We start from the raw sequence: 12,443 nt of genomic DNA, 5'->3' as shown, positions 1-12,443 counted from the left end.
AGATGTCTATAAATTTGTTTGATTTAACTGGGAAAACAGCTTTGGTAACTGGGGCGGTTCACGGTTTAGGTATGGCAATGGCAAAAGGGTTGGGGAATGCAGGAGCAACTCTTGTAATTAATAATAATACTGCCCCCGAATTGGAATCAGCTATCGAAGAATATAAAGCGGCAGGTTTAAGGACCTACGGATACGTTTTTGACGTAACTGATGAAAAAGCGGTTGCTGAAGCTATTGCTAAAATTGAAACAGAGGTGGGACCAATTGATATATTAATCAACAATGCTGGAATTATCAAAAGGACTCCTATCATCGATATGGAAGTACCTGATTTTGAATTAGTCATTAAAATTGATTTAGTTGGGCCTTTTATTGTATCTAAGCAAGTAGCTAAGGGTATGATTCAAAGAGGTGGTGGAAAAATCATCAATATTTGTTCCATGATGAGCGAATTAGGAAGAAACTCTGTAAGTGCTTATGCTGCTGCCAAAGGAGGTTTGAAAATGCTTACTAGAAGCATGGCAACAGAATGGGCTAAGTACAATATTCAAACTAACGGTATTGGTCCAGGGTATTTTGCAACAAGCCAAACTGCACCAATTCGTATTGATGGACATCCTTTTAACGAATTCATTATTCATAGAACACCAGCTGCACGTTGGGGAGACCCTGATGATTTACAAGGGGCAGCTATATTTTTAAGTTCAAAAGCCAGTGACTTTGTAAATGGTCATATAGTTTATGTGGATGGAGGAATTTTAGCCACTATAGGAAAACCATCAAACGAAAATTAAAATCGCTCCCTTATACACCAAATAAACAATTAGGAGAGAGAAACTATCCAAAAACACATTTTTTGAGTTTTCAAAGGGCTTAAAAATAGATGATAATTTTTAATACACCTCGTTGTTTTTTATTTGTTCTCATTAATGAGTTTAGGATTTATTTGATTTAATATGTATAAGATATTCTATTAAATTATTACTCAATCAATTGATTTAAGCAGTAAAATTTGAATAACAGGATATAAATTTAGAGAGATATAAATCATTTTGACAGTAAATACCCTTGATGTTGTTTTCTAAAAAAAACAAATTTACAACCTAGTTCAAATTATACTATTTAATTTTTATTCTCGCCATTGGCAGTATGTCTAGCTATATTCCATGTTTTAAACCACTAACCTATTGATAATCGTAGTTTTTGTATTCATGTGTTAACCCACAACGCAAAATTTCAGTAGGGTTCACATTATTGTCAACCGTTCTATTTAAACCAATAGCATGTGAAGCTCCTTTAACAATATACACCATGAAAAATTTTGAAATTGTACCCTCTTAAATAGAGGATATAAATAACAATATCCCCGAAATATAAACTCGCAAAATATTTCTCGAAAAAGGGACGGCATAAAGCCGTTCGTTCCTCACTATTTATACGTTTCCTTTCCACTCCAAAATTTTGTCTTCCGTTTGGTTAACACTCAAATATTGTTTAATCAAAACTATAAAATTATGGAAACAATCACCGAACATTTAAAAGAAGTCAATCTGGTTGAGATTTCAACAAGTAAAACCAATCCGAGAAGCGATTTCAACGAACAATCTATCCAAGAACTTTCAGAAAGCATCAAGGATAATGGACTGCTTCAACCATTATTGGTAAGACCAATAGCGAAAGGGTATGAACTGGTCTGTGGTGAAAGACGGTTCAGAGCCTGCAAACGCATCGATATGGAATCCGTACCCGTACAAATCAAAAATTTGAATGATCAAGAAGCCTTAGAGGCTCAAATTATTGAGAATTTAGAAAGAGAGGATGTGCATCCCTTGCGTGAAGCAGAAACCTTTAGACTGATGATTGACAAAGGGCATTTCCGTATTGAAGATATTGCCATCAAAATAGCCAAGTCTGAGAAGTTCATTCTGCAAAGGCTGAGTTTGAATAATTTAAATGCTGAATGGAAAAAGCTGTTCTATAGAGATGATATTAATCTATCAAAGGCATTGATCATTGCGCGACTGGATAAGAGATATCAAAAAGAAGTAGCTGAAAATGCCAGTGATTGGAGTGGTGGGATCAAATCGGCCAAACAGCTGCAAAGCTATATCGATTCAAACATTACGGCACTGTTATCAAAAGCGGTTTTTAATCCACTTGACGAAAACCTGATAAGGAAAGCAGGCGCCTGTATCGATTGCCCGAAGCGTTCCGGAGCAAACGGTTCCTTGTTTCCCGATGTCAAGGAAGATGATAGATGTTTCGATCATCTATGTTTTGCCAGTAAAACAGAAAAGCACATACAAAGCGAGATAGACCGTATCATCAATACGGCCGAGTCCATTTATTTAATAAGGTCCAAAAATCAAGATATGGATGGGGAACTGTCAGAAAAACTAAAAAAACTTGATATCAAAGTATTGGTAAATTATGATGATTTTGAAACCATTCATGGTGAGGATAAACGGAAACATAAAATTCAGGGTTTTTGGCTTAACGGTTATGATCGAGGACACTATGCAGCAATCAAATTGACCAAAAAACAGGAAGAAGCCCTGTTGGATCCTAAAAGCAAAGCATGTGTCAATGTTCAAATTGAAAAAATCAATGCCAGAGCAAAACGTATGCTGGAACTGGATGCAGAAAAAGTGCATAAGCGCATCATTGAAACCATGTGTGAGACCGAGGAATTAACAGTACTTGGAAAACACACCTATAGTGATGCCACAGAAAAAGTAGGCAGATTAATACTATGGAATGCACTAAGTTGGCCAAAAAAGGAACACTATGGCAAGCTGTTAGAGATAGACAAATATGAAACAGAGGGTGCTTCCGGACTGCTGAAACGCCTTATGGAGTTGACCAAAGATGATATGGCCATTATCATTAACAATGTAGGTTTTGATGCCTTTAAATCATCGTTGCCCATACATAGTGAAGCACTGGCACTAAGAAGTCTGGCCGAAAGTTTCGGAAGTATTCCAATCGCAGATTTTGAGACAGAACAAAAGGCCATTGCCGATAAGCGATTAAGCCGACAGAAAGAACGGATTGCAAAACTCAAAAACTCGGTGAAGTCTTAATTGAAGCCACTAATTGTCCATTTGATGATTAGTGGCTTTTTAAATTTCGTATAAAACCCATTGCAGCACATTCCCCTGCATGTCGCGAAAGGCTCCATTTCAGGAAAAGCGCTTCATTAAAATATCTTGGACACAATCCCCACTTTTGACTCTTCATTCCGTTAACCCTTTCCGCTCCGCTGGAAAGGACCACTTCACTCCAAGTAAAAAGCGTGAATTAAGTCCGCTAAAAAAACAAGAGTGTAATAATTATAGTGTTCCACTTCCCATGCTTTGGTATTTCACAACGGATTTAGACCCACATCCGTAAGCCAACACCGCCATACCTTTTTTTGACAGCAAAATAACAACATTCAGTTTTGAACGCCAGCATAACCAGGCTCGCTTCGACCGCGCTCAGCGCAGGCTACCCTCGCACTTTTTATATGGCTTCACAAAACTGAATATTGAAAAGTACTAAGCAACAAAAGAAGGTAACAGCGTCGGCTCTATGGGAAGTAAATCTAAAATAAATCTTATGAAATCTTACAAAATCACCAAAAAGGAAGCGAAACACAAATTAAAAAAAACAAAGAAGGAAAACGCTCTGGATATAATAAGTAAATCAATAACAAAGCCTTTCTGAAAGGTTCAGATAGGTCCATATTAATCTTTAAATTTTTAAATTATGAGTACGCTTAAAAACAAAGTACAGTTAATTGGCAACGTAGGGAACACGCCAGAAATCACGACCCTAGAAAGCGGTAAAAGAATCGCTAAATTTTCAATCGCCACCAATGCATTTTACAAAAACTCAAAAGGTGAAAAAGAACAAGATACCCAATGGCACAACATCGTAGCTTGGGGCAAGATTGCTGACATTATAGAAAAATATGTGGGCAAAGGAAAAGAAGTGGCACTTGAAGGTAAATTAACCTCAAGAAGCTACGAAGATAAAGACGGAGCAAAACGCTATGTAACCGAAGTGGTAGCTAATGAAATTCTGCTACTGGGAACTAAAGATGAGGACACCTCAAATGACTAAATGAAAAATAAAGAGGGTGTACCCTTTTACCTTACACCCTCTGTTTTTCTTAAATCCTTAAAAAAAAAGAAATAATGAGCAACAAAATTATAACATTACAAGAAACCCTGCAACAGTTTTGCGGCAGCACACAATTTTTTGAAGTACCATTAATACAGACACGCTTTACGGAAGGTATACATTATTTAGCAGAAAAAGCGTCCTGCTTTTGGTTGATAACAGATGCATCGGTGATAGCCAAAAGTTTGATGGATAAAAGCCATTTTATTACCATAGACTTTAAACGCCTTTCAGAAGCAGAACAGCAAAAGAAAGGTTGTGAAGCCATCATATTTTATGGTGATGGAAATGATACCATTTTGGAAGCGCACCGCTATAATGTAACCGATTTTCCGTTGGATGAATTGCGGTTGTACTATGTAAACAATACACTCATGCTTCCAAGCGAATATTAAGAAACGGTATCATGGTATATCTCAATTATAATAATTTAGATAGCGAGACCCAACAGCGATTGGTTTCGGTTTCCAAAAAAGATGTGGAACGAAAATTTGGAAATGATTTGAAACGATACGCCAAAGCACATCATTTGGAATATGAAACGCTTTTGGAAGAAGAAGCCATAAAAAACCTCTATTCCTACGATTATGTTTTTAATATTTAAATTGAAATTTTAAACCCAAGACCTTTATTTTTTAAAGGTCTTTTTTATTGGATGCCTAACAAAATCTTAACCAGCATCTGACGTTCAAAATTAACATTTTATAGAGAATCATAAAATATACATCCAAAACCAATCATTTAGGAATAGATCGCATTTTCATTTTACAAGCTAAAGGCATAACTTTAAAAGTGTAGGGATACAAAAAAAAGCAACTGATTTTTTAAATCAGGTTGTTTGGAAATTTTGGTCCCTACGGGACAAAATAGGAAGAGCAAGAGGGTAACACGCAAAGCGCCGTTACAGTATTTGATTTTTAGTGGAATCCCTAGCCATCAGCGGGATTCAAGCAGTTTTTAAAATGGGGTGTTTTGCGGCTTTTCACGGAAAAATCGCCGCAGCCCAGTAAAACCAACAAATTTATCACGGAAAAATGGACAAAGGATATGAAAAGGAGAAGTTTGAAAGCTTAAGTATAAAAACTTCGGTGGCTAAACGCTTTAGGAATTACTGTAGAGCAATTTCCAAATCACAGTCCATGACCTTGTACCACATGGTAAACTTTTTTGAAAGCAATGGCGTATCCCCGGAAGACCATTTAGGCGATACTATTTCAACCCTTAAAGGACAGATCATCAAACGTTCCAATGCAGTAATCGCCATCATCAAAAACATTGAAAAGATACACCATAAACCAACCACAGCCATCTTGCAATCCCTTTTTGAAGAGACCGCATCCATTGAAAAGGAATCAGAAACCATTTTTGATTTTGGTACACCAACACTCGTAACCGAAAATGAAGAACTGACCTATTACAAAAATGCCTATTACAAAACCCAAGAAACCCATAACCAAATGAAACGGGACACTAAGGAATTGCTTAAAAAAGTAAAATATGTAAAGAACAATTTTGGCATTGGACATTATAGGTGGAACATCACCAAGGAAGCCCTAGAGGCTCTTAAACAAAAACTGGACTGATTATGTATGTAACCATAACACCGCAAAAATTGGGTGATAATTACACAGCATCCGTTGCCGATTTCGTAGCCTATTTGGAAAAGGAAAATGAGGATAAATCCGTCGAGGATATCGAACCTTTTTTTAACCAACATGGGGATGCTATTTCCAGTAAGCAAGTCATCCATGAGATAGATGGTAATACAGCAAAACTCAAAAAGAACGAACCTAAATTTTATTCGATTACCCTAAACCCAAGCCAGTATGAATTGAAACAACTTCAAAACCATTCCGAAGCACTAAAACAATATACCCGAGAGGTCATGAAAAGTTATGCTGCATCGTTTAATCGTGAGATCAACGGTAGGCCTATACATGTTGATGATATCAAATACTTTGCTAAGATTGAGCATGAGAGAAGCTATAAAGGAACGGATAAAGCTATTCAGGAAAATGCGCCTTACCATAAAAAAATAGTAGCCCTAAAAAACGAGATACAACAGATTAAAAATGGCAGACCAACAGGGGGTATTTCAGAAAAGCAACGGCAAATCAAACAATTGGAAAGGGAAGCACCCCATAAAAGTAATGGCCAGATGATCACCCAGGGTATGGCAAAAGAAGGCTCGCAATCCCACATCCATATCATCGTCAGTAGAAAGGACCAATCGAATCGCTACAGCATATCACCAGGTAGCAAGTACAAAGCTTCGGAAGTAGAACTAAACGGCAAAACCGTTAAGCGTGGGTTTGATAGGGATGCCTTCTATAAAAATGCGGAAACTACTTTTGATAAACAGTTTGCCTATAAACGTAACTACGTAGAAACCTATCAGGCAAGAAAGACTTTTACAAAGCAGCCACAACAATTTTATGCGAGTATCATGGGCTTGCCAACCAATGAAAAAGCGGTTGCTTTTAAAATACTCGGTAAAGCAGGACTCAGCACACCGCTTATGAACATCCCAACCAATAAGGTTCAACTTGTAATGAAGGCTATAAAACAATTAAAACATGGTATGGGTAAAGCCATGGAATCAGGCTCTATTGGGATATGATGCTAGGGGTTCAACATATCGACCTGTATGTCTTTTTAGGAATGCTCCTGGTAGGGATGCTTTTATACGTATTGTTACAAAATGACCATAAGGCAATACATAAAAAATATCGGGTACATTTTAAATTGAAGTCTGGAAAGTTAAAAATAGAAAATGTCAAACGTGGGGTATCCATTATTGGATCTGCTGGTAGTGGTAAAACCGAATCCGTGGTTTTTAATTTGTTGCAACATTTCAGCAAACATCAATTCTGTGGAATCATCCACGACTATAAGGATTTTGAACTCACCGAAATCGCCTATCCCTTGTTCAGTAAAAACCCAGAAATAAAATTCTATACTATTTCATTTGATACCATTTATTTTAAGGTCAACCCCATAGCACCACGATATCTGCCCAATGAAGAGAGTGTCAATGAACTGTCACGGGTTCTCATTGAAAATCTATTGGAACAGGGTGAATCCATGAACGCCACCACACGTTTTTTTAATGATGCAGTTGAAGGCTTATTAGCAGGACTTATTTGGAAACTAAAAACGGACTATCCCAAACTTTGCACCTTGCCCCATCTTATAGCGGTATTTCAGAGTATGGATACCAAGAAACTCGTGGCTTTTTTAAGTTCCAACTTAACTTCCAAAAGTATGGCGAGTGCCTTTATTAATGGCATCGAATCTGAAAAACAAACGGCAGGCGTGAAAAGCACCTTGGCCAATGCCTTTAAAAAAATAAGCTCACAAAAGTTGTTTATGGTCTTGTCTGAAGATGAAGTGCCGCTTAATATCAATAACGCAGACAATCCAGGAGTTATTTCCATTGTCAATAATCCCAAATACGAATCGGCATATGCGCCTATTATCGCAACCATCATGCACACGGTCATCAAACAGATGAGCGTTAGAAACCAACAAAGCGCCTTTGTACTTATGGAAGAAGCACCAACTATAAAGCTTCTAAACATGCACCGCATCCCAGCAACGTTAAGAAGTTATGATATTGCCACCGTTTATGTGATGCAGGATAAAATACAGAATGATATGCTCTACGGCGATAAAGCCAGTAAAGCTATATTGAGTAATTTGTCCTATCAGTTCTTTGGAAAAGTGAATGACCCTGACACAGCAAAATACTATGAGCAGTTTTTTGAACTCATTAAAATACCAACCAGAAGTATTAGTAGAAGTAGTGGATTGACGTTGGATAGCCGTATTACTAAAGGGGAAAAGGAGGTTTCGAAGCGACGTGCCAGTATCTTTTTTGCATTGAAACAGGGTGAGTTTGTGGCGTTTGCGGATGGTAAAGATAGAAAGGTAAAGTTTAAGTTGCAGAGTATTGAAAAGGTTAAACCAGAGAATAAAATAATCTATACAGAATTAGAATTTAAGATTCAATTTGAACGATTGTTTTATGAGGTAGCTATATTATTTAACAATTAGTAGGTTTGAACCTTAAATGACTACTTCAGATAATAAAAAAAGTCCCACCGAAGCAGGACTTAAGATTTTCATCTACGGCATATAGCCTTATTGTGATAAGATTAAAGATTAGAAATATTAATCTATACCAAAAGTAATAAAAATATTTGATAAAAAAATACGTATTTGTACGTATTTTTTTATTTTAGTAATAGTGTTATATTTAAGCTTTAAACTAAATAGATGGCAAAAATTTTAGGATTAGATTTAGGGACAAATAGTATAGGTTGGGCTTTAATTGAAGATGAGCAAAATAAAATACTGGGAATTGGTAGTAGAATTTTCCCTATGGGTGTGGAAAATTTAGGTGATGGAGATAATGAGATGTCCAAAAATGCAAGTAGAACTGGAGCAAGGGGAGTAAGAAGGCAATTTTTTAGAAAGCGTTTAAGAAAGAAGGTATTATTGAAATCACTTTCAGAGTGTAAAATGTGTCCCTTGGATGAAGAGGATTTTAAGATATGGAAAAAGACAAAGCAATTTCCAACTGAAAAGTTGGCGTTATGGTTTGCATTGAACCCTTATGAATTACGGCATAAAGCTTTAAATCAAAAATTAACTTTAGAAGAAATAGGAAGAATTTTTTATCACCTAATTCAAAGGCGTGGCTTTTTAAGTAATAGTAGAAAAGGGGGGAGTGATGATGGTGCTATTTTTAAAGGAAATTCAAAGGAAGGAAAAATTGGCATTACAGAAACACAGGATAAAATTCAAGGAAAAACTCTTGGCTCTTACCTTTTTGAAATTTATCCGAGTGAGAATGAGCCCTTTCAGGATGGTCTGGAAAGAATCAGAAACAGATACACCACCCGTAAAATGTATGTGGATGAGTTTGAATTAATTTGGAATAAACAAAGTCAATTTCATACTAATTTTAATGAAGGTTTAAAAACATTATTTGGAGGAAGAAAAATTGATGGTTATAAAGAAGATGGCATTTTATTTCATCAGCGACCTTTGCGTTCCCAAAAGCATTTAGTGGGTAATTGCTCATTTGAACCATCCAAAACAAAATGTCCAATTAGTGCCATTCCATTTGAGCAATTTAGAGTTTGGCAATGGGTTAATACGGTTGAGTATAATGGCTGGAAGATTTCTCAAGAGGAAAAAGAAAAGATAGTCGAATTTCTATTTGCTAATGAAAAACCAGATTTCAAAAAAATTAGAAAAGTAATTGGTAAGGAAAGTGCGGAATTCAAATTTAATTATAAAGATGACGACAAAATAGTTGGAACGCATTCCATATCTAACCTATCAAATAAAAAATACTTTGGTAAAAAATGGTTTGAGTTTACAGATAAAGAACAAGAAGATATTTGGCATGTACTTTATTTTTTTGATAGTAAATCAAACTTAAAAGACTATGCCGTCAAAAATTGGAACTTTAATGAAGAGCAAGCTGAAGCAATCTCCAAATTTAATGTTAAAGATGGTTATGCCAATTTAAGTAGAAAAGCGATTTCTAATATTTTACCCTTTTTAAAAATGGGTTATACTTATGATGTGGCTGTAGTTTTAGGTGGTATTAAAAATGTTTTTGGAGCAGATTGGGAAAAATTATCAGATGATAAAAGAAGTTTTTTAATTGATAATGTGGAAGGTATTGTACGTTCTAAAACTAAAGGCGGTTTTATAGATATTATAAAAAACATTCTTCTTAAAGAATATAATGTTACTGAAAATCATCTGAAAAAATTATATCATCATTCTGCAACTATTGATATCTCAGAATTGTTAGAAAAATTACCAGTAGGAAAGGAAGCTGATAAAGAAATTCAATCTATTAAGAATCCTATTGTGATTACAGCTTTATTTGAGTTGCGAAAATTAGTAAATGAATTAATTGATGAATACGGAAAAATTGATGAAATAAAAGTGGAAATGGCACGTGATTTAAAAACATCAAAATCACAGCGTAATAAAATCCGTAGAGACCAAAAACGATTAGAGCGTGAAAATGATAGGGTAAAAGATAGATTGCTGGAGAATAGTATACGAATTACACATGATAATATATTACTTTATAAACTATGGGAAGAATGTAAAAAAACCTGTCCTTATACAGGTAATCTAATTTCTGTTACACAATTGTTTTCTGGTGAAGTACAGATAGAGCATATTCATCCATGGAGTCGTTCATTAAATGATAGTTTCGGAAATAAAACATTGTGTTATGCTAAAGAAAATATTTTAAAAGGAAATAAAACACCTTATGAGTATTATGGAAGTGATGAAGGAAACTGGGCTACTATAAAAGAGCGTGCTTTAAAATTGTTTTCAGACACAAAAGAATATCCAAATTCCTATCAAAAATTCAAACGTTTTGTACAGCAAAAATTTGATGATGATTTTACATCTAGGCAGTTAAATGATACACGTTATATAAGCAAAGAGGCTAAAAATTATCTATCAAGAATTTGTGATAAAGTAAATGTTTCTCCTGGACAAGCAACCTCTAATTTAAGATTGAAATGGGGCTTGAATTCTATTTTAAATGTTGATAATGCAAAAACTCGTGAAGACCATAGACATCATGCTATTGATGCATTGGTTATGGCTTGTACAAAAGTATCTTATGTTCAAGAATTGGCTAAATGGAATAGATATAGCAGAAATTATGATTTAAAAGAGTTTCCTATGCCTTGGGAAACATTTAGATATGATGCTGAAAAAGCTGTAGAAAGTATATTGGTTTCTCATAAGAGAGTTTCTAGTGATATTACAGTTAGAACACATGTCACTGAAAAAAATGGTAAAAAGCATAAAAATACTGGGGTTGCAGCTCGTGGACAATTGCATTTAGAAACTATTTATGGTCAAAACAAGAGCTGTAATCCAGATGAATATGTTTATAGAGTTGATATAAATAATTTAAGTTTTTCTCAATTAACGAGTATTATAGATGATAATTTAAAGAAAGTAATAATAAACAAAGTTTTGGAAGATTTTAATGAAGATGAGAAATGCTTTTTTAATAATATGATTTCAAAACAAAAAAATCTTGATAGATTAAAACAAAAGTTAATTAAGGTTAAAGTTGATAAAATTCTTAAAGAGACAACTTTTTTTATGCCAAATGAAGGTAAAAGATATCAACGATTAAATAAAGTTGAACCTACCGGTATTAAAAGAAATCCTGTTCCTATTAAGAAAGTAAGAGTAAAGAAAGTTTTAGGAAAAGCAGAACGATTAAATGATTCTATTAAACAATATGTTGACCCAAATAAAAATCATCATGTATTAATTTATAAAGACGATAAAGAAAACTTAAAAGAAGAGGTTGTTACCTTCTGGACAGTTGTTGAAAGAAAAAGAATAGGTGAACCAATTTATAAATTGCCCATTAATGGTAAAGAAATAATTACTACGCTACATATAAACGATATGTTTTTGTTAGGCTTTAATGAAGATGAAATAGATTGGATTAATCCAAATTATGAAGTGTTGAAGGAACATCTTTATAGAGTGCAGAAATTGACATCATCAGACTATTTCTTTAGAAAACACACATCATCTACTATTACAGATAATGATTATAAACAAATAAGAGGGTTTGGGGAAGGTAAAACAGGTTGGTTTACATTTAATCCAATAAAAATAAAAATTTCGGTTTCAGGAAAAATAATGAAAGTTTAATTGTAATTATTTTAAAATCGGAATTACATATAAATTAATAAAGTTCTTTGACATTCTAGATTAGAAAACACGATATTATCAACAACTTTACAACGATGTAAAGGCGTGTTGTGGTTTGATTAAAGATTAGAAAACACGATATTTTAATGGGTTCTAGCCCGCTTTCAATACGGGTTGTGGTTTGATTAAAGATTAGAAAACACGATATTGATAAACTATTTGCGCGTGTAAACAGCGGGTTGTGGTTTGATTAAAGATTAGAAAACACGATATTTAAATTGCTATAAAGTTTTATTAGAGGGATGTTGTGGTTTGATTAAAGATTAGAAAACACGATATTTGGATAACGCAAATAGAATACGTGGACCTGTTGTGGTTTGATTAAAGATTAGAAAACACGATATTACAATTGCGTCAACAAGAACACGACCGTTGTTGTGGTTTGATTAAAGATTAGAAAACACGATATTTGGTGTGCAAGATGGACAAAACATCATGCCGTTGTGGTTTGATTAAAGATTAGAAAACACGATATTTTTACATTC

10 protein-coding genes and 1 CRISPR repeat array (1 of these 11 running past the window's edge) are annotated in these 12,443 nt (G+C 34.5%); of the genes, 9 read left to right on the top strand and 1 reads right to left on the bottom strand.

What is annotated here, in order from left to right; translation table 11 throughout:
• Positions 1 to 2 precede the first annotated feature (2 nt).
• Entirely contained in the window at positions 3 to 794 is a 792-nt protein-coding gene (locus ACGK9U_RS09315; protein ID WP_394466103.1) for a gluconate 5-dehydrogenase, read from the top strand.
• Between the two features lie 390 nt (positions 795 to 1,184).
• Here ACGK9U_RS09315 and ACGK9U_RS09310 read toward each other — a convergent pair whose 3' ends face one another.
• Positions 1,185 to 1,313: a hypothetical protein gene (locus tag ACGK9U_RS09310; protein WP_394466102.1), complete on the bottom strand. Its 129-nt coding sequence runs from the start codon at positions 1,311 to 1,313 to the stop codon at positions 1,185 to 1,187.
• 201 nt (positions 1,314 to 1,514) lie between these two features.
• Between ACGK9U_RS09310 and ACGK9U_RS09305 the strand changes: the two genes are divergently transcribed.
• The 8 genes from ACGK9U_RS09305 to cas9 all read left to right on the top strand — a co-directional run bounded on the left by ACGK9U_RS09305 (position 1,515) and on the right by cas9 (position 11,898).
• On the top strand, positions 1,515 to 3,083 hold the full coding sequence (locus ACGK9U_RS09305) for a ParB/RepB/Spo0J family partition protein (RefSeq protein WP_394466101.1): 1,569 nt from the start codon (positions 1,515 to 1,517) through the stop codon (positions 3,081 to 3,083).
• A 667-nt stretch (positions 3,084 to 3,750) separates the two neighbouring features.
• The gene (locus tag ACGK9U_RS09300) at positions 3,751 to 4,107 is read left to right on the top strand and encodes a single-stranded DNA-binding protein (protein ID WP_394466100.1); all 357 of its coding nucleotides are present in this window, start codon (positions 3,751 to 3,753) and stop codon (positions 4,105 to 4,107) included.
• Positions 4,108 to 4,181: 74 nt separating this feature from the next.
• Complete coding sequence (locus ACGK9U_RS09295) at positions 4,182 to 4,562, top strand: DUF6876 family protein (RefSeq protein ID WP_394466099.1); 381 nt, start codon at positions 4,182 to 4,184, stop codon at positions 4,560 to 4,562.
• Positions 4,563 to 4,573: 11 nt separating this feature from the next.
• Positions 4,574 to 4,771 carry a hypothetical protein gene (locus tag ACGK9U_RS09290; protein WP_394466098.1) on the top strand — a complete coding sequence of 66 codons (198 nt, stop codon included), beginning with the start codon at positions 4,574 to 4,576 and terminating at the stop codon, positions 4,769 to 4,771.
• Between the two features lie 430 nt (positions 4,772 to 5,201).
• Positions 5,202 to 5,750 (top strand): BfmA/BtgA family mobilization protein, encoded by a 549-nt coding sequence (locus tag ACGK9U_RS09285; protein WP_394466097.1) that lies wholly within the window; start codon positions 5,202 to 5,204, stop codon positions 5,748 to 5,750.
• A 2-nt stretch (positions 5,751 to 5,752) separates the two neighbouring features.
• Positions 5,753 to 6,787: a MobB family relaxase gene (gene mobB, locus ACGK9U_RS09280; protein WP_394466096.1), complete on the top strand. Its 1,035-nt coding sequence runs from the start codon at positions 5,753 to 5,755 to the stop codon at positions 6,785 to 6,787.
• Positions 6,784 to 8,223 (top strand): type IV secretory system conjugative DNA transfer family protein, encoded by a 1,440-nt coding sequence (locus ACGK9U_RS09275; RefSeq protein WP_394466095.1) that lies wholly within the window; start codon positions 6,784 to 6,786, stop codon positions 8,221 to 8,223. The genes mobB and ACGK9U_RS09275 overlap by 4 nt, the downstream gene beginning before the upstream one ends.
• 222 nt (positions 8,224 to 8,445) lie before the next feature.
• The gene (gene cas9 / locus ACGK9U_RS09270) at positions 8,446 to 11,898 is read left to right on the top strand and encodes a type II CRISPR RNA-guided endonuclease Cas9 (protein ID WP_394466094.1); all 3,453 of its coding nucleotides are present in this window, start codon (positions 8,446 to 8,448) and stop codon (positions 11,896 to 11,898) included.
• Between the two features lie 41 nt (positions 11,899 to 11,939).
• Positions 11,940 to 12,443: direct repeats of the CRISPR family, unit length 36 nt; unit sequence GTTGTGGTTTGATTAAAGATTAGAAAACACGATATT; it runs 1,500 nt beyond the window's last position.

Source organism: Mariniflexile sp. HNIBRBA6329 (assembly GCF_043558645.1).
Lineage (GTDB): Bacteria > Bacteroidota > Bacteroidia > Flavobacteriales > Flavobacteriaceae > Mariniflexile.
The sequence above is the reverse complement of the archived record's forward strand: the minus strand, read 5'-3'. Positions and strand labels throughout refer to the sequence as shown.

What these genes read in the sequence shown, in the direction of transcription:
- ACGK9U_RS09295 (WP_394466099.1), top strand. Translation starts at nt 4,182, where the DNA reads ATGAGCAACAAAATTATAACATTACAAGAAACCCTGCAACAGTTTTGC.
- ACGK9U_RS09315 (WP_394466103.1), top strand. Translation starts at nt 3, where the DNA reads ATGTCTATAAATTTGTTTGATTTAACTGGGAAAACAGCTTTGGTAACT.
- ACGK9U_RS09310 (WP_394466102.1), bottom strand. Translation starts at nt 1,313, where the DNA reads ATGGTGTATATTGTTAAAGGAGCTTCACATGCTATTGGTTTAAATAGA.
- ACGK9U_RS09300 (WP_394466100.1), top strand. Translation starts at nt 3,751, where the DNA reads ATGAGTACGCTTAAAAACAAAGTACAGTTAATTGGCAACGTAGGGAAC.
- ACGK9U_RS09305 (WP_394466101.1), top strand. Translation starts at nt 1,515, where the DNA reads ATGGAAACAATCACCGAACATTTAAAAGAAGTCAATCTGGTTGAGATT.
- cas9 (WP_394466094.1), top strand. Translation starts at nt 8,446, where the DNA reads ATGGCAAAAATTTTAGGATTAGATTTAGGGACAAATAGTATAGGTTGG.
- ACGK9U_RS09290 (WP_394466098.1), top strand. Translation starts at nt 4,574, where the DNA reads ATGGTATATCTCAATTATAATAATTTAGATAGCGAGACCCAACAGCGA.
- mobB (WP_394466096.1), top strand. Translation starts at nt 5,753, where the DNA reads ATGTATGTAACCATAACACCGCAAAAATTGGGTGATAATTACACAGCA.
- ACGK9U_RS09275 (WP_394466095.1), top strand. Translation starts at nt 6,784, where the DNA reads ATGATGCTAGGGGTTCAACATATCGACCTGTATGTCTTTTTAGGAATG.
- ACGK9U_RS09285 (WP_394466097.1), top strand. Translation starts at nt 5,202, where the DNA reads ATGGACAAAGGATATGAAAAGGAGAAGTTTGAAAGCTTAAGTATAAAA.